This is a genomic window from Pseudomonas sp. D47 (assembly GCF_045447305.1).
Lineage (GTDB): Bacteria > Pseudomonadota > Gammaproteobacteria > Pseudomonadales > Pseudomonadaceae > Aquipseudomonas.
In genome coordinates this window covers 1-16254 of sequence record NZ_JBJGXU010000092.1, presented here as the reverse complement: position 1 = coordinate 16254, position 16254 = coordinate 1, and the positions used below count along the sequence as shown (strand labels likewise).

Genomic DNA, 16254 nt, shown 5'->3' with positions numbered 1-16254 from the left:
ACGGTCTGAAGCAGATGAAAATCATCTTACAAGGGCACACCGAGCCTAAGCGAGGCACCGAGTGGTGGGGCAAGAGCCCTTTTGGTTACTTTTGGGGCTCTTTTCCAAAAGTGACCCGCCGTAAGGGCGGAACCAATAGCCACCGTTACCGCAGCAACGGATATGTACTCAATCCACCTCCCCCCCCCCCAAAAAACCTGCACAAACTCAACAGCATCAGTCTCTGGTGCCAGTCATGCTCTGCAACACCCCATCCCGGCGTATCAACCCATGAAACAACGCCGCCGCCAAGTGCACCAACACCGTCAAAAACAGCAAATAAGCCAAATACCCATGAGCCTTGCGCAACACCGCAAACAGCGGCGCATTCGCTCCCAGCAACGCCGGTAACTGCACCGAGCTGCTGAGCATCACCGGGTCCCCGGCCGCCGAAATCATCGCCCAACCCAGCAGCGGCAACACCAGCATCAGCGCGTACAACAGCACATGGGACGCCTTGGCTGCCAGCACTTGCCACAACGGCAAATCAGCAGGCAGCGGCGGTTGCCGGGTAGAAAAACGCACCACCAACCGCACAATCACCAGCGCCAGAATCGCAATACCCAGCGGCTTGTGCAGGTGAATCAGCCACTCATGACGCTCCGACACAGACGCCGCCATGCCCGCACCGATAAACAGCATGGCGATGACCATCAATGCCATCAGCCAATGCAGCAGGCGGGCCAGCGGCGCAAAATAGCCTGGTTGAACATTCATGGCTTTGACTCCTGAGGGGCGCTGTGCAGCGGGCTGACTTCGCCGGCGCGGCGTAAGTACGAACTGGCATAGGCGGCCGAACGTGCGGCCAGCAGTGGGTCGTCAGAGGCTTGGATACCACTGGGTAAAATCAGCGGGTCAAAGTTGATATCGCGGCAATCGCCGTCCGCTTGCGGCTGGCTGCTTTGCAGCACCAGCGTGCCGGCGTTCAGCACTTTGTGTTCGCCGGCCCAGGTTTTGCTCGCATCGTCCAGCGGGTCGCCGGGGTTGGCCAGGGTCATGTTCAACTGCCAACGCAGTGGCCCTGAAGCCAGGCGCTGTACCAAGTCTTTTTCGAGGAAATCACCGCCCGACGGCGCGGTATCACCTGCCGCATCCTGGCTTTGTGGCACCACGCCCCAGCGCACCGCCTGGCGCTTGCCATCAGCGCTCACCAGGTAGAAGGCATTGATGCCGTTGTAGGTTTCTGTCGCATAACTGGCCGACGGCTTGGCCGTCTTGACCCACGCCAGGAACGGCGCCGTCTCCGGGTGCGCGGCAAAAAACGCCGGCATGCTCGCTGGGTTCGGCTTGCCGGTGGCCGGGTCTGGCGCGCCGGCCTTGAGCATTTGGTAGAACGCCTCAGGCGTGCCCACCGGGAACACCGGCATGCTGTTCATCCCCGTACGCCACTGCTGGCCGTTGGCCTGGCTGAATTGCACGGCGAAACTGCGGATCGGCACACTGCTGTCCGGCGCGTAAGGGTTGCCGCTGGGCAAGGCAAATCGGCCGATCACCGGCGTTTTCGCTTCGCTGAACACCTGGGCACTCGAGTACGTACGTGCCTCGGGACTGCTCTGGAAGTAACCGGCCACACACACGCCCTTGGCATGGTTACGTCGCAAGCCCGGGTGCAGGCCGTTATTGGTTTCCAGGGCATTGACCAGGGTTTTGGGGCGCAGGCGCTGTGGGTCGAGCGTGCCGTTGACGTAGGCAAACGCCCCAGCAACAACCGCTACTACCCCGCCAATACACGCCAGCCTGACAAGCAAACTGGCGGTACTGAGTGGCGCACGTGGCGGCGATGAGTGATCTACCATGCAAAACTCCAGGGCACGTGGCCGAAAGGAAAATGAACTATGAGACGAGTCCCACGTAGGTCTATTCCCTTTTCACTGTAGTTTTTTTCGAAGCAGATACGCCGCCGATTCAAGTTTTCTTCTATATCCGATTGAACAATGCCGGCCGTTTGTTAAGAAACGCCTGCATCCCTTCCTGCTGATCAGGTGTGGCGAACAGGCCATGAAACAGCCGGCGCTCTAGACGCACGCCATCGTGCAAGCCGACCTCCAGAGATTGTTCAACCGCCTCCCGTGCCGCGCGGGTGGCGGTGCGGGAGAACCCGGCAATCTGCGCCGCCACCGCCAGTGTCTGCGCCAGCAAATCCGCCGCCGGGTAGACCCGTGACACGAGCCCCGCCTGCTCAGCCTCGGCGGCGGTCATCGCGCGCCCCGTCAACACCAGGTCCATGGTCTTGGCCTTGCCGATAAGCCCCGTCAACCGCTGGGTCGCGCCCATGCCCGGAATCACACCCAGCTTGATTTCCGGCTGCGCAAACGTCGCTGTGTCGGCGGCGAAAATCATGTCGCACATCATCGCCAGTTCACAGCCCCCGCCAAACGCGTAACCGGCCACTGCCGCGATGGTGGGCGTGCGCAGACGGCTAAAAGCCTCCCAGCCGACGAAGTAATCTTCGTTGAGCATATCCACGTAAGACTTGCCGCTCATCTCTTTGATATCAGCCCCCGCCGCGAAATACTCCGCAGTGCCGGTGATGACAAAACACCCGACCTGAGGGTCCAGGTCCACAGTCGCCAGGCTGCTGATCAACTCCGTCATCAGCGCCGAACTCAGCGCATTTTTGACCTGCGGACGATTGAGCCTGACCAGAACGACCCGGCCATAACGCTCCACTAACACATTCATAAACACCTCGACTGATTGATGTTGGCCCCTATAACGCGACTTCAGGAATCCCAGATCGCGCCATAAGCGGGTATGCCTCGTGCTTCCATCTCGTGCACCACACGTTGAGTCAACGCTTGGTTGGCAATACAGATCACCGCTTCTGCGCCCACGGTTTGCACCGCGCCGTAGGCCAGTTGCACCAGGTCCGGCTTGCCCCGCTCATCGGTGTCCCAGATCAACGCACCGGGCTGAGCACGCAGGATTTCATCGACCAGTTCATCGCCGTAGGTTTTCCTCGGGCTGCGGGTGGACCAGATCAACTGGGTTGGCACTTGAGCAGCCAATAAGTGCGGCATGACCGGCCCGATGCCGCTGCCAGTGGCGATATACACCACTGACTTGAACAGGGTTTCCACATTGGCAACGCCCGCCGTGGTGATGCCCTTAACCCATACGTGGCGAGGCGAGTCCTCGATAAACCGCCCAGTCCAATCTCCGGCGCGAGAAATGATCAGGCGAAACCCTGCCTCGCCTGGCGCGGGAATATTGGCAAATGAGTGCCACTCCAACAGTGGGTTCCGGCTGATCGCGGTGGATGAACCGGCAAAGGGTGTGGTGTGGCTCAGGCGCGTAATCACCGCATGCCCCGACGGTTGCGCGTGTTCAACGACCACCTTGCGCAAACGCAACCAAGGCAACGCAATACTCAGCGTCAGCAGCACCAGCATCCAAAACGATCCACTGTGCAATAAGGGCGTCGAGGCTTCGCTGGACGCCAGTAACGTCAGCCCCCAGAACAACAGCAGCGCCCCCCAACCGGCAAACCGATGGACTCGCTCGAAGCCGTTGTGAAAGCGGCTACGAACCCGGGGCAGCGCCATGATCACCATCATCATCAACAGGCTGAGCAGCACACTGCTGAGCCACAACCAGGCTGACGAAACACTGCCAGGCTGCTGCAGATAACGCGCTACCTGAACAACGAGCATGGCCGCAAACCAGCCGGTCGCCGCCAGGGCTGCGCCGCTGTGCAGCCCGCCAAAGTGGTACACCTTCGCCGCACTGCGCCGCACACGTAGCGGCCATGCGCGCGGAACCCGGGTCGCCAACCAGAACAAGGCATTGATCAGGTATTGCTGGCGAATCAGAATGGCAACCGACAGGTTGATCAACACCATGTCCGCGAACCTCTCGACGGTGATGGCGCGAAAGTCGACAGCCAGCAGCACCAACGCGTTGCACATCAGCACCAGCGCCAACAGACGGTTGTAGTAAGAGAACATCGGCAGTGACGTCCAACGGCGCCATAGCGCCGGCTTGGGCGGTACAACGGTACGGGTCAGCGCATCAATCATGGCCGGCCCCCTCAGTCTTGAGCGCCAATAACGCCACGTGCCGCTCCCGAGCCCGTTGCAGTAACAGTGCCTTGTCGATCTTGCCCCTGGCGGTCAGTGGGAAATGCTCCACCACATAGATCGATGACGGCACGCAGTAGTAGGCCAGGCGCTCCTGGCACCGGGCTCGGCACGACTCAACGTCAGCACTGGCCGGCGAAACAAAGGCCACCAGGTTGCGGCTGTCCAGCTTCAACGTGACCGCCCGCGTGCAGCCATCGCCCGCCTCCAGGGCGGTGGACACGGCGTCCAGCTCCACACGAAACCCGCGAACCTTTACCTGATCATCGACCCGCCCCAAGTGTTCAAGTTGCCCCTCGGTCGTCCAGCGCCCCAGGTCCCGCGTACGAAACATCATCGTGTCACCGCCCATAAAGGGGTCCGGGCGGTAACGCTCGTCAGTCAGCTCAGCATTGTTCAAGTAGCCGACCGTTACCCCTGCGCCGCCGGCCCACATTTCACCGGTTTCACCCAGTTCACAGGCGCGGCCGTGCTCATTGAGCACATACACGGTGTTATTGGGCGTGGGCTTGCCGATGGTCAATAGCGTGCCAGGCACGTGCCGATGCAGCGTATTGACGATCGTGGTTTCGGTGGGCCCGCAACCGTTGTAGAACGCGCAGCGCTCGGCCCAATGCTCGGCGAGCGCCTGGGAACAGGGCTCTCCCGCCACCGCGACCACCTTGAGGTCAGGGCACTGCTCAGGGTCAAGAGTCGACAGTATCGAGGGTGTGGCGATCAATACGTGGCACTGTGCAGCGGTTTGCGCAATGTCTTTACCTCGAATCAGCAGGGTCGCTCCATGCGCCAGGCAACCGAGTATTTCCCAGGCAGCCATGTCAAACCCAATATTGAGGACCTGCCCCACGTTGTGCCCCGGTGCCATGCCCATCCTCCCCGGCTCCGTCAACAGGAGGTTGCACACGTTGCGGTGACTGACACACACACCGTTGGGCCGCCCGGTCGTGCCGGAGGTGAACAGCACGAAACACAGGTCATCGGTGTCAGCTGCGGCGAACACCTGAGCGTTGTCCTGGGCGATCCAGGGCTCTTCGGCCAGAAACGTATCCAGGCCCAGGCAGCGGTGAGCCGCATCGGCCGGTATATGCTCAGCCAGGCTGGACAGGGTCAGAATCACTGGGCTGGTCAACGACTCCAGCACCATGCTCAGTTGCAGTGTCGGGACGATTCTAGCGTCTTGAGGGACATACGCGGCACCCACCTTCAGCACCGCCAAAAGCCCTACCAGCATGGGAATCGAACGCTCGACAAACAGCCCCACGGTGTCGCCGCGCGTCACGCCCTGCTCTACCAGGCGCACGGCCAAGCGATTGGCTTGACGGTTGAGTTGTTCATAGCTGATACGCTGGCCCGCCCACACCGCAGCGATCGCTTGCGGCGCCAGTACCGCTTGCACCTCAATGGCGTGGTGCACGGTGTCGCAGGCAGGTTTGGCGGAAGGGCCACAGCCCCATTGTTCAAACACGACTCGCTGCGCCGCAGGCAAATGAGCCAGCGCGGCTCGGGAAAAGAACTGTTTATCGATCGGAGAAAATGTCATGCATACACCCTCATCACTTAAACGCCGAAGGGGTTCCCGGCTGTTACGAGGGTTGATTGAGGTGTGGGAGTGGCATTACAGAGCCACTCGCATTGCAGATTTCCCCTATACAAAAGCGCAACATTCGTACTGCTGTTGATGGAATAAGCTACGTCGGCCAGCGTCTTCCTCTGCACAATCGCTCAGAACCCACGCCCATGCACGAGCTCGACGAACAGTTACGTGAACTCATTCCCAGGATGCGGCGCTTTGCCGTGTCCCTGACGCGTAACGCCAGCAGCGCTGACGACTTGGTGCAGGCGACCCTGGAACGGGCGATCATCCGTTGGGCCGACAAACGCATCGAGGGCGACTTGCGCGCCTGGCTGTTCTCGATCCTCTACCGGCAGTTCCTCGACGCCCACCGTCGCAGCCGGCGCTACGCACGCATGCTCGAATTCTTCACTGGCCGTGACGACGCGCAACCTTCGGTGGAGCGCACGGTGATGGCCCAATCGGCCTTGCAAGCCTTCGACCAACTCAACACCGAACAGCGCGCCCTGCTGCTCTGGGTGTCGGTCGAAGGCTTAAGCTACAAGGAGGTTGCCGTTATCCTTGAGGTACCCGTCGGCACCGTAATGTCGCGCCTGTCCCGGGCGCGCCAGGCCTTGCGTCAACTCAGCGATGGCGAAATCGCCAGCCCTTCCCTGCGGATACTCAAATGATCAGCCTGCCCCCCAGCGAACGCGATTTGCATGCCTACGTCGATCACCAACTGCTGGAGAGCGATCGTCGCGTGCTTGAAACCTATTTGGCGGCCCACCCCGACGTCGCGGCCCAGGTGCATGCCTGGCAACAGGATGCGCACCTGCTGCGCGCGGCATTAAGCGGGGCCTTGCAGCAACCGGCCAGCCCCGCGCTGGACCCGACGCTGATTCGCCAGCGCATCAAGCATCAGTCGCGCCGCCATTTGGCTAGCGCCGCCGTGCTACTGATCGCTGTGAGCCTCGGCGGTTTGGGCGGCTGGCATGCCCGCGAGGCCACCCAGCCGCCGATGTTGCCGATGGCCGACGCGATGCAAGCGTTCCGCCTGTTTGCCCAGGACGGTATCATGCCCGCCGATTACAACGCCCAGGACAGCGGCACCATGCAGGCCTGGCTCGACCGTTACTTCAGCCAGGCGCACCGCCTGCCCGACTTGAGCCCGTCGGGGTTCAAACCGGTCAGCGGGCGTTTGCTCACCACTGAGCAAGGCGCTGCCGCCATGGTGCTGTACGAAGACCCGCAAGGGCGGCGCATGAGTTTCTACATCCGCCCACCCGGCCCGGAGAACGGTTTTCTGCCGCGCGGCAGCCGCAGTGCCGACGGCTTGCAGGCCGAATACTGGTCCGGCAGTGGCTACAACTACGCGATGGTCAGCCCCGAGGGTCAGTCGACCGCGCAGACGATGAAGTTCTAAAAGCCCACGTCCAGCACCACGTTGTCGATGTAGGTGCCGCCCGGCGGCGTGGCCTGGTCGGTGTAGACCTTGGCGTTGTAGTTGAACACCTGGCTGCCGGTGCCCAAGCCATTGCCAGGGTTGACCTCGGCCGTGGAGCTGGCCCGCCGCGCCGCGCCCACACTGCCCCAGCGCGTGGTGCTGGCGCTCTTGAAAATGTCGTACGCGAGCACATTACTCCCGGACACCATCTGCCGGCGGCCGCCCACACTCACCGGGTTCTGCCCGTCGCTGAGGCCAACGGTGTAGGCGCTGCCCTTGGTGCAGGCGACGCTGACCTGCCCACTGACGGTGGAAAATGCACTGACCACCGGGGCGCTGCCGAACGCGATCGGCGGCGTGGTGATCTGGCAGTCATTGACCACAGTCATGCTCACGGTCAGCGTAGTCGTGCTGTTGTTGATCTCGCGGCCCGCGCAGATCCCGCCAATGCCAATGCCCGAGCAGTAGTTCCAGTTCCAGAAGATACTCAGGGTTTCGCTGTACACACCCGCAGCCACGTTACTGCCGATGGTGGTGGCGAAATACAGCGGTACAACTTTGGTGCCGGGCCCGAATACCAGGCCAAGGGACGCGGCAATGCCGCCACTGCCGCCAAAATCGAACGCGGTGCCACGTGTCATCGGGAATGCGCTGGTGTTGTTGGCGTAGACCGTATAGTTAATGACATCCCCGGTTGGCCCGACCAAACCGCCTTGTGACGAGCCGGTAACAGTCGCGTAGAAATGGTCATTGGAGGTCAAGACCGACAGCAGCGCCGGCGTGCAGCTCAAGCCACCGTTAGTGGTCGAACTGGGCTGGGAGGTGATGCGCACGGTCATCGAACTCACCGTCGTGCCAAAACTGGCCGGCACGGTGGTGACCACCGAGCACACGGCCTGCACCTGCGCCGACACACCCAAGCTCGCCAACAGCAGCCACCGCAACAGCCATTCCTTGACCCGCACACGCACACTCCTTATGTCATTGGCACACCAGTGGCCCGATCAGCGGCACCTGCTCCTGCGTGGTATCCAGCTCGAACCTGGCCTGGCAGGTCTGGCCGTCGCCGACCGTGACCTGCAAGGTGTTATGCGCCGCCAGGTTTTCCAGGTAGACCAGGCCGTCCCAGCCGACCACCGCCAGTGCGCCGCTTTGCGCGTGGCGCACCTGGCTGCCCAGGGGCAAGTCCTGATGCTGGGCATCCACCAAAGTGATGCTCGCGGCCAGCACCCGGCGTACCGGGAACGCCAGCAAATAGCCGCTGCCCCGGCGCACGGCAACGCGTTGCTCGACGTTGGGCACTTGCACGTTGGAGGGCAGGTTCAGCGGGTCGATTTCGTATTTGGCGCGGTAGTAGGCGCTGGTCCATGGCACCAGCAGGTGGCCGTTGCGGTCGGTCTCGCCGACCACCTGGTTCTCGTAGCGCACCGGCACGCCACCCACGCCATCGGTGCTGACCACCACAAACGCATCGTCGACACGGTTGGCGGCGAACACGTGGTTGTCCATCCACACCAGCGAGCCGCTGGCATCGGCCCAACGGGTTTGCGCGTCGCTGTTGCCGTATGCGCCCACCTGCAATTGCACCGACTGCAAGCGCCAGGTCAGGTCGGCCTGGCGATACGCCGGCCCATCACCGCTGGCGTAACCGAGGTTAAAGCCCACGCCGCCCTCGGCCGGCACCGCACGGCTGTAGTTGACCCGCTGCTGGCTCTGCCCGGTTTTGCTGCGCTCACTGCCCACGCTGAGGCTGCCGTACACGTCGAACGGCACCACCACTTGCGCTTGCACCGCCCAACTGCTGTCGCCGACCTCATGGTTGGCCGACAGGTAAAAACTGCTGTTGCGCCACAGTGCTTTGCTCCAGGTCATATTCACCAGGCGCGTGCGCGAGTCATCCGCCGCCTGCACATCAAAATAGCCCACGCCCAGGCTGCCGAAATCATTTAGGTTCACGCTCACCGTGGCTTGCTGGCTGCGCTTGCTGAGGCTGGCATAGGGCGTGTCGACCAGGCTCAGGTCCGCGTACGCGTCACGCCGCTCCACCCGCTGGTAAGACAGGCTGTAACGCGGGTTGCTGTATTGGTAACCCAGGCTCAGTTGCTGGCCGGTGCGGCCGTCGAACTGACTTTGGCTGACGGCGGTGTTGAGCACACCGAAGTTACCCACGCGCAGGTTGCCGCCCACACCGCCCAAGGCCAGGTCACCCGAGGCTTCGGCGTGGCTTTCCAGAGTGAACGCGTCCGACAGCCCATAACGAAAGGTGCCGCTGGCCACGCCGGGCCCATAGCCGAAATCGCGCACGGTGTAATCGCGGCGCAGGTTACCGGCGGCCACCGAGAAGTCCGATAAGCCCTTCTGCAGCAGGGTGCTGGTGACATAGAACGGCACCGTGGTCGACACCTGCCGGCCGAGGGCGTCGGTGGTCACCACCACCGCCTCCCCCGCGCCGTTAATAAACGGCACGTTGGTCAGCGTGTATGGCCCCGGCTGCAGGTTGGCACTGCTGGATTTGTAACCGTTGATAAACAGGTCCACCGACGACGGCACCGCCGCCTCCCCGGCAAACTGTGGCAACGGGTAGGTGACCAGATCCGGGCGCACGCCAAAGTCCCGCGACACCTGCACCCCGCCCAGGCGCACCGACGTGCTCCAGGGCAACGCGCCACTGATCACGTCGCCCGCTTCATAGGTCAACAGGCGCTCGTCGTCGGAAAACCGCCAGGTGGTGTCATAGCGCCGATAGCCATTGTCCAGGCTGCTGCCGAGCGTTTCCCGGCCGAGGGTGGTGCGGTACTGGCCAGTGTTGGACACCGTGCCCCAGGTATCGAACAGCCTGACTTCGTTGAAGATGCCAAGGTAGGTGCCCGCATCATCGGTGTCATTGAGGTAGGCGTCATAATTGAGCAGCGCGCCGAAACTGGTCAGCGCCTGGGTGCGCGGGTAGTTGTTGCGGTTGCCGATAAACTGCTCCGGCAACCAGGCAGGCGGCACCGTGAGCACCAGGCGCTGGCCCTGGCTGTCGTAATCGGTGTGCAGGCCTGGCAGGTTTTCCAGCGCGACCTCGGTGGGCACTTCACCCGGCAGCCTCATACCCGTTTCCTGCAACACCGAAGCCTGCAAAAACAGCTGCCCAGCGCGCTGATTAACGGCGACCACGCGGCCGGTGTCCCGCTGGTTGACCACCAGTTCCAGGAACAACTGTGCATCGGCAACAGCCTCCATACTGTTGGGAGGGGGCGGCAATGGAGCCGCCACGCCCGGTGCCGCAAGCACCAGGCCCGACAGGCCACTCACCACCCACACCAATCGCCATAGACATCGAGCCCTCTTGTGGCTCACCAAGGCTTTGTGTCCTTCAATGGACATCTCCATCCGTTAACACCCGGGGCTACTCCCTGCCCTATCGCACTGTTTTATCGACCCGGTGCGAGGCTCTCCAATTGCGTTGCGCCATTGACGCGGACCTGCAACGGCTGATCAGCCGGCAACCCGTCCGGCACCGGCCAGCGCATGGTCGCGCCCGGCAGCACATAGCCCATCAAGCCTTCCACCAGGGGCCGAGGTTGGCCGCCCTGCTTGAACGTGGCATCGGTCAAGCGCGCGTGGACGGCGCCCTGGTTGCGCATTTCGACGTAATTACGCCCACCCACGCTGACTTTTTTCCAGCTCAGGTCCGGCTTGCCGGCCCCCTTTGGGTCGCGGTCGCGGGTGCCGTCGACCTTGCTCCAAAGGCCTGGGCCATAGGCAAACAACGGCACCGAATAACGCATCTGGAACCGCACCGCGGCGGCGGTCTTGCCATCGGCAGGGGCTGCGGGGGGCGTGGCCGATGGGATCTCATCGATGATGATGCGATAGGCCAATTCCTGGCCCGGCGGCACGTCCTTGGTGCGGGTCAAACGCACCAACTGTTTCTGCCCCGGCTCGATTTTCGCCACCGGCGGGCTGCCAATTACGTCGCGCTGGTTCTGGTACTGCTCATCGAAGCCGCTCTGGGTCCAGGCAAACACACGGATTTGCAGGTTGGCGGTCTCCGTACCGCGGTTTTCCAGCCACAGTGCGCTGGCCTGTTGATCGGCCTCCAGCACCGGATCAATCGGCCAGATCAGCACCGAGCTGGCCGCCTGGGCCTGCCCTGCCGTCAACGCCAATAACGCGCTCACACCCGCTGCCCACCCAAGCCGGGAAGCTGCATACATAAGTCTCACTCCTCATTGCCAATCGCCTTACCACGACAGCTGCACCTGCAACGTGTCGCTGTACGTCCCCCCAGGCGTATTACCCGGTAACTGCACTCGCCCATAAATCGGCAAGGTGATACTGGCCGCGTTGCTGTAGGCCACACTCACGCTTTGGCTGACCCCCAGGCTCTGGCTGAACGCCGCGTCCTGAAACAGCTGATAGGCCACTTGGGCACTGCCGCTATTGAGCTGCATCCGCCGACCACTGTTGTTGTGCAAACCGCCGTCGACACTCATGTTCAGCGCGACACCCGGCGTACATTGCAAGGTCACGCCACTGGTGAGCGCGACCGACGCTGTGCTGGTCGCCAGGGCCGAATACGTGCCGAAAGCCAGGCTGCCGTAGTTCGTGCCACCACCGACCACCAGGCACCCGGGCGTGATCGTCGCGCTGACCTGGAACGATTGACTGGTCACCGCCAACAGCGACACCGGCATGCCCCAGCCGATGCACACTGCCAACGCCCACGCTGCCCGGCTCATGGCACTTAGAACGTCAGGGTCACGTTAACCGTGTCGGTATAAGTACCGGCGGGCAGCCCGGCCTTGCCATTGGCCTTACCGTAAATATTCACGGCCTGGGCCACCCCGGTACTTGGCGCCAGGTTGATCACGCCACCGATGGCCAGCAAATTCGAATGGCCGCTGTCGGTGTAGAGGTCGTACGGCACGTAGTTGGCAACGCCGTCGTACAGCGCGCGTGCACCGCCAGTGGACTTGCCGTCATTGGCGCCGGCAGACACGGTCAGCGTCGGCGAAGTACCCGCCGAACACAGGATCGACAACGCGCCACCGCCACCGCCCAGCACCTGGCCGTCGGCTTCAGTGAACAGGCTGTTGGCCGTGCCGAAGTTCAAGTTACCGAAGCTCATCCCGCCGGTTGCCGCCGCGCCATTGACCTGGCAACTGCTGGTCAGCACCAGGGTCGCGCTGACCGTGCCGGCCACGGTGGCCGACTGCGCGCCCGCCACCCACACCAGCGCCATCAATGGAAAAACCGCCTTCAATACACGTGCATGCATGATGTTCATCCTCAGGGTTTACCAATCCAGAGTCACCGTCAGGGTGTCTGTATAGATGCCGGCCGGTAGGGCCTTGGTATTCGCCACCACCAAGCCGAATACCGGGATCGGTACTTGTGTGCCCTTGGTCACGACGAAATTGCGTTGCTGGCCGATGCTGTAGGCGCTGCGGCCCAGCGGGTCGGCGGATAGCCGATAGGGAATGGTGTGGCGGCCGTTGCTCAGGCGTCGGGTAGCGCCGTCGCCATGGGCGCCACCGTCGATGGTCACGGTGAAACTGCTGACCACCGAGGGGTTGCAGGACACCGACAGCGGCGCCTTGTCGACATCAGTCACCGCTGCGCCCAACAGGTTGTTCCACGTCGGCCCCTGGCTGCCGAAGTCGAGCAACATGCTGCCGCCCGTAGGGCTGACCGGCGCGCTCTCGACACCTTTACTCACCTCGCAACTGGCGGTGATCACCAAGCGCGCGTGGACCTGGCCATTGACCGCTGCGGCCTGGGCGTCATCCGCCAGCAGCAACAGACTGCCCATGGCCACGAGGGCCCAGCCCCGGCTTACCACGTGACTGTGACCTTGAGCAGGTCGGTGTAGCGGCCGACGGCGGGGATGTCCTTGAGCGGTTCGATGCGGCCATACAGAGGTAAGTCGACCGAGCCCGAGTCCGGCACACGGCCGCTCAGCGGTTGATTGACGGGCAACGGAATCCGCCGCGCGGCGTCGGCGTAAATGCGGTAGGGAATGGGTTGACTCGAAGGGGTCGCGGCGCTCAGGTAGCGCACTTCGCCGACGCCGCCATGCAGGCCGCCGTCAACACGCACTTGATACGGCGTGCCGGGGTTACATTCCAGGCGCGGCTGGCGCTGGCTGATCAGGGCCGCACTCAAGGGGCCGGCGGGGTCATCCAGACGCGGGCCGCCGCCGAAATCCAATAGGCCAAGCTGCTCGATGCCGGCACTGCGGGTGGTCCCCACCAGTTGGCAGCCGCGCTGCACGTCGATGCGCACCTCCACTTGGAGTTGCGTGCCGTAAACCGTGCTACAGAGCATGGCGCCCATAACTGCCAATACTGCTCGTCCCTTCACAGCCCCAATTCCTTATATAGGGTTGACAACTGTGTATGAGGTTAGCCATTTAAAGAGAAACTGCCAGTTTGGTCAGCATTGCCCCCACGCCATGCTTTTTCGCGATAGCTGGCGACGCCCTTCTCTATTGGTCAAACCGCGGCGAGCGCCCTAAAGTAGGCGACCACCGCACTACAGAGTGACTCGCATTGGCCGTGCTTTCCGTGATCCAGCGCCTGCTTGGCAAAAAGACCGACGTACAGAACGCCTCGCCGATCCCGGCGTTTTTTGCCCAAAAGGCCAAACAACAGGGCTACACCCTGAGTGCCGGCCAAACCCAGGCGATTACCGCCCTCGCCCGTCAGACCCAGCACCTGCTCGCGGGCCTTGCCACGCGCAGCCTGTACCTGCACGGCCCGGTGGGGCGCGGCAAAAGCTGGCTGCTCGATGGGTTTTTCCAGGCGTTGCCGATTGCCGAAAAGCAACGCGTGCACTTCCACGCGTTTTTTGCCCGCCTGCATCGCGGCATGTTCCAGCACCGTGAGCACGACGACGCCCTGGGCGTGACCCTGGACGAGCTGCTCGCAGGCTGCCGGGTGCTGTGCTTCGACGAATTCCACGTCCACGATATCGGCGATGCGATGCTCATCAGCCGCCTGTTCAAAGCCTTGTTCGAGCGCGGCGTGCTGGTGCTGGTGACCTCCAACTATGCGCCCGCAGGGTTGCTGCCCAACCCGCTGTACCACGAGCGTTTCAAGCCGGTGATCGACCTGATCGCCGCGCGCATGGACGTGCTGGAAGTCAGCTCCCCCCAAGACTTTCGCAGCCTGCCCCAGGCGCATGCCGAGCAGCGCTTCAGCGCCGGCCAGTATGTGTGGCCGGGGACGCCCGCTCAGCGTCAAGCGCTCGGGCTGCCCGCCACGGATTGCCCGGCGCAGACCCTCAAGGTCGGCAACCGCCAGTTGGTTTGCCGCAGCCATCAGGCGCCGACTATCGCCTTTACCTTCAACGACCTCTGCGAACAGCTCACCGCCGTGATGGATTACCTGCTGCTATGCCAGGACTTCGACCACTGGATCATCGACGGGCTGCCGCAACTGGCCGAATGCCCGATCGCCGTACAGCAGCGTTTTATCAACCTGGTGGACGTGCTTTACGACCAGGACAAACGCCTGACCCTGATCGGCCACCAGCCCTTGGCTGAATCCCTGGAAGGCCAGGCCATCGACCTCGCCCGCACCGCCAGCCGTCTGCATCAATTACAAAAAGCCGAGTTGCAAACGGACTGCCCGCAACCCGCACCCGACCCGGTATCATGAGCGCCTTTTACGCCCTCTTGCCGAGTGACCGCGCCGTTCATGAATACCCTTGCCCAACTCAAGGCCGGCCAACTGGCCGGTATCAAACGCCTGGACCTGGCCTGCGGGCTGACCGAATTCCCGCGGGAAATCTTCGAGCTGGCCGACACCCTGGAAATCCTCAACCTCACGGGCAACGCCCTGAGCAGCCTGCCCGACGACCTGCATCGCCTGTCGCATTTGCGCGTGCTGTTCTGCTCGGAAAACGCCTTTACCGAGCTGCCGCAATGCCTAGGCCAGTGCGCCAACTTGAGCATGATCGGCTTCAAGGCCAACCAGATCAGCCACGTGCCCGCCGCCGCCCTGCCGCCGCAGTTGCGCTGGCTGATCCTCACCGATAACTGCATAAGCCAATTGCCCAGCGAATTGGGCGAGCGGCCGCTGCTGCAAAAACTCATGCTCGCCGGCAACCAACTGACGGACCTGCCGCAAAGCCTGGCGAACTGCCACAACCTCGAGCTGATCCGCATCGCCTCCAACCGCCTGACCCACCTGCCGGAGTGGCTGCTGACGCTGCCGAGCCTGACGTGGTTGGCCTACGCCGGTAACCCGGTGGAAATGGCAGTGGACGTGGCCGCCGATGACGCGACGCCGAACATTCCCTGGTCTGAACTGGAGCTGGGCGACGTGCTGGGCGAAGGTGCCTCGGGGATCATTCGCAGGGCGTTGTGGAAGCCACAGGCGCTGCCTGTCGCGGTCAAGCTGTACAAAGGCACGATCACCAGCGACGGTTCACCACTGCATGAAATGCAGGCCTGCATCGCCGCGGGGCTGCATCCGAACCTGATCAAGGTGGAAGGTCGCGTGGTGGGCCACCCCGATGACCAGGCTGCGCTGGTGATGGACCTGATCGACCCGAGCTACCGCAACCTCGCGGCCCTGCCGAGCCTGGCGTCGTGCACCCGCGACATCTACGAGCCGAGCACGCGTTTCAGCGTTGAAGTGGCCTTGCGCATGGCGCGGGGGGTTGCGTCGGTCGCGGCGCACTTGCATCGGCAGGGCATCACCCATGGCGACCTGTACGGCCACAATATCTTGTGGAATGCCGCTGGCGACTGCTTGCTCGGGGACTTCGGCGCGGCGTCGTTCCATGCCACGGCGGACACCTTGGAAACCAGGGCGTTGCAGCGCATTGAAGTGCGCGCGTTTGGGGTGTTGCTGGGGGAATTGTTGGAGCGGGTTGAGACTGGGTTTAATGACGAGGGGCTGGTAGCGCTGCACAAACGCTGCTGTCAGCCTGATGTGTTGGCGCGGCCGGGGTTCGAAGAGATCGAAGCACTGCTCGACTTGGAGTGAAACTCGATACAAATGTGGGGGCTGGTTTGCCTGCGATCGTGGTTTTTGGGGTGGCGCTTGGGTGCATATCCGTTGCTGCGGTAACGGCGGCTTAGGGTTCCGCCCTTACGGCGGGTCACTTTTGGAAAAGAGCCCCAAAAGTAACCAAAAGGG

General features: G+C 62.7%; 16 protein-coding genes. 4 read left to right on the top strand and 12 right to left on the bottom strand.

Annotated features, from left to right (window positions below):
* Window positions 1-216: 216 nt before the first annotated feature.
* The 5 genes from ACI77I_RS30115 to ACI77I_RS30095 form a co-directional block, all read right to left on the bottom strand.
* Window positions 217-756, bottom strand: a complete 540-nt coding sequence (locus tag ACI77I_RS30115) for a cytochrome b (RefSeq protein WP_094953310.1) — start codon at window positions 754-756, stop codon at window positions 217-219.
* A complete protein-coding gene (locus tag ACI77I_RS30110) occupies window positions 753-1835 on the bottom strand; it encodes a catalase family peroxidase (protein ID WP_406999815.1) in 1083 nt (360 codons plus the stop codon). The genes ACI77I_RS30115 and ACI77I_RS30110 overlap by 4 nt, the downstream gene beginning before the upstream one ends.
* A 121-nt stretch (window positions 1836-1956) precedes the next feature.
* Window positions 1957-2721 carry an enoyl-CoA hydratase-related protein gene (locus tag ACI77I_RS30105; RefSeq protein ID WP_094953314.1) on the bottom strand — a complete coding sequence of 255 codons (765 nt, stop codon included), beginning with the start codon at window positions 2719-2721 and terminating at the stop codon, window positions 1957-1959.
* Window positions 2722-2762: 41 nt separating this feature from the next.
* Window positions 2763-4058, bottom strand: coding sequence for a hypothetical protein (locus tag ACI77I_RS30100; protein ID WP_406999813.1), 1296 nt, complete (start codon window positions 4056-4058; stop codon window positions 2763-2765).
* Complete coding sequence (locus ACI77I_RS30095; protein WP_406999811.1) at window positions 4051-5658, bottom strand: amino acid adenylation domain-containing protein; 1608 nt, start codon at window positions 5656-5658, stop codon at window positions 4051-4053. Before ACI77I_RS30095 ends, ACI77I_RS30100 begins: the two co-directional genes overlap by 8 nt.
* A 197-nt stretch (window positions 5659-5855) precedes the next feature.
* On the opposite strand from ACI77I_RS30095, the gene ACI77I_RS30090 reads away from it, so the two are divergent.
* Window positions 5856-6362 (top strand): sigma-70 family RNA polymerase sigma factor, encoded by a 507-nt coding sequence (locus tag ACI77I_RS30090; protein WP_094953320.1) that lies wholly within the window; start codon window positions 5856-5858, stop codon window positions 6360-6362.
* The gene (locus ACI77I_RS30085; RefSeq protein WP_406999808.1) at window positions 6359-7096 is read left to right on the top strand and encodes an anti-sigma factor family protein; all 738 of its coding nucleotides are present in this window, start codon (window positions 6359-6361) and stop codon (window positions 7094-7096) included. Before ACI77I_RS30090 ends, ACI77I_RS30085 begins: the two co-directional genes overlap by 4 nt.
* On the opposite strand, the gene ACI77I_RS30080 is transcribed toward ACI77I_RS30085, so the two are convergent.
* The 7 genes from ACI77I_RS30080 to ACI77I_RS30050 are packed head-to-tail and all read right to left on the bottom strand — an operon-like array spanning window position 7093 to window position 13432.
* Window positions 7093-8082 (bottom strand): spore coat protein U domain-containing protein, encoded by a 990-nt coding sequence (locus ACI77I_RS30080; RefSeq protein WP_406999806.1) that lies wholly within the window; start codon window positions 8080-8082, stop codon window positions 7093-7095. The two genes, ACI77I_RS30085 and ACI77I_RS30080, sit on opposite strands and share 4 nt — an antisense overlap.
* A gap of 16 nt (window positions 8083-8098) precedes the next feature.
* Complete coding sequence (locus tag ACI77I_RS30075; protein WP_406999804.1) at window positions 8099-10492, bottom strand: fimbria/pilus outer membrane usher protein; 2394 nt, start codon at window positions 10490-10492, stop codon at window positions 8099-8101.
* Window positions 10493-10533: 41 nt separating this feature from the next.
* Window positions 10534-11319, bottom strand: coding sequence for a molecular chaperone (locus ACI77I_RS30070; RefSeq protein WP_406999802.1), 786 nt, complete (start codon window positions 11317-11319; stop codon window positions 10534-10536).
* A 27-nt stretch (window positions 11320-11346) separates the two neighbouring features.
* Complete coding sequence (locus ACI77I_RS30065; RefSeq protein WP_406999800.1) at window positions 11347-11844, bottom strand: spore coat U domain-containing protein; 498 nt, start codon at window positions 11842-11844, stop codon at window positions 11347-11349.
* Between the two features lie 5 nt (window positions 11845-11849).
* A complete protein-coding gene (locus ACI77I_RS30060; protein WP_406999798.1) occupies window positions 11850-12383 on the bottom strand; it encodes a spore coat U domain-containing protein in 534 nt (177 codons plus the stop codon).
* An 18-nt stretch (window positions 12384-12401) separates the two neighbouring features.
* On the bottom strand, window positions 12402-12947 hold the full coding sequence (locus ACI77I_RS30055; RefSeq protein ID WP_263273477.1) for a spore coat U domain-containing protein: 546 nt from the start codon (window positions 12945-12947) through the stop codon (window positions 12402-12404).
* On the bottom strand, window positions 12941-13432 hold the full coding sequence (locus ACI77I_RS30050; RefSeq protein ID WP_406999817.1) for a spore coat U domain-containing protein: 492 nt from the start codon (window positions 13430-13432) through the stop codon (window positions 12941-12943). The genes ACI77I_RS30055 and ACI77I_RS30050 overlap by 7 nt, the downstream gene beginning before the upstream one ends.
* Window positions 13433-13656: 224 nt before the next feature.
* On the opposite strand from ACI77I_RS30050, the gene zapE reads away from it, so the two are divergent.
* Both zapE and ACI77I_RS30040 read left to right on the top strand, forming a co-directional pair.
* Entirely contained in the window at window positions 13657-14766 is a 1110-nt protein-coding gene (gene zapE / locus ACI77I_RS30045) for a cell division protein ZapE (protein ID WP_094953332.1), read from the top strand.
* A gap of 39 nt (window positions 14767-14805) precedes the next feature.
* A complete protein-coding gene (locus ACI77I_RS30040; RefSeq protein ID WP_406999796.1) occupies window positions 14806-16101 on the top strand; it encodes a protein kinase in 1296 nt (431 codons plus the stop codon).
* Window positions 16102-16254: the final 153 nt, after the last annotated feature.

Coding starts and splice junctions, on each gene's coding strand:
- ACI77I_RS30070 (WP_406999802.1), bottom strand. CDS start 11,319: ATGTATGCAGCTTCCCGGCTTGGGTGGGCAGCGGGTGTGAGCGCGTTA.
- ACI77I_RS30050 (WP_406999817.1), bottom strand. CDS start 13,432: ATGCTCTGTAGCACGGTTTACGGCACGCAACTCCAAGTGGAGGTGCGC.
- ACI77I_RS30065 (WP_406999800.1), bottom strand. CDS start 11,844: ATGAGCCGGGCAGCGTGGGCGTTGGCAGTGTGCATCGGCTGGGGCATG.
- ACI77I_RS30095 (WP_406999811.1), bottom strand. CDS start 5,658: ATGACATTTTCTCCGATCGATAAACAGTTCTTTTCCCGAGCCGCGCTG.
- ACI77I_RS30060 (WP_406999798.1), bottom strand. CDS start 12,383: ATGCATGCACGTGTATTGAAGGCGGTTTTTCCATTGATGGCGCTGGTG.
- ACI77I_RS30040 (WP_406999796.1), top strand. CDS start 14,806: ATGAATACCCTTGCCCAACTCAAGGCCGGCCAACTGGCCGGTATCAAA.
- ACI77I_RS30115 (WP_094953310.1), bottom strand. CDS start 756: ATGAATGTTCAACCAGGCTATTTTGCGCCGCTGGCCCGCCTGCTGCAT.
- ACI77I_RS30085 (WP_406999808.1), top strand. CDS start 6,359: ATGATCAGCCTGCCCCCCAGCGAACGCGATTTGCATGCCTACGTCGAT.
- ACI77I_RS30100 (WP_406999813.1), bottom strand. CDS start 4,058: ATGATTGATGCGCTGACCCGTACCGTTGTACCGCCCAAGCCGGCGCTA.
- ACI77I_RS30075 (WP_406999804.1), bottom strand. CDS start 10,492: ATGGAGATGTCCATTGAAGGACACAAAGCCTTGGTGAGCCACAAGAGG.
- ACI77I_RS30090 (WP_094953320.1), top strand. CDS start 5,856: ATGCACGAGCTCGACGAACAGTTACGTGAACTCATTCCCAGGATGCGG.
- ACI77I_RS30110 (WP_406999815.1), bottom strand. CDS start 1,835: ATGGTAGATCACTCATCGCCGCCACGTGCGCCACTCAGTACCGCCAGT.
- ACI77I_RS30105 (WP_094953314.1), bottom strand. CDS start 2,721: ATGAATGTGTTAGTGGAGCGTTATGGCCGGGTCGTTCTGGTCAGGCTC.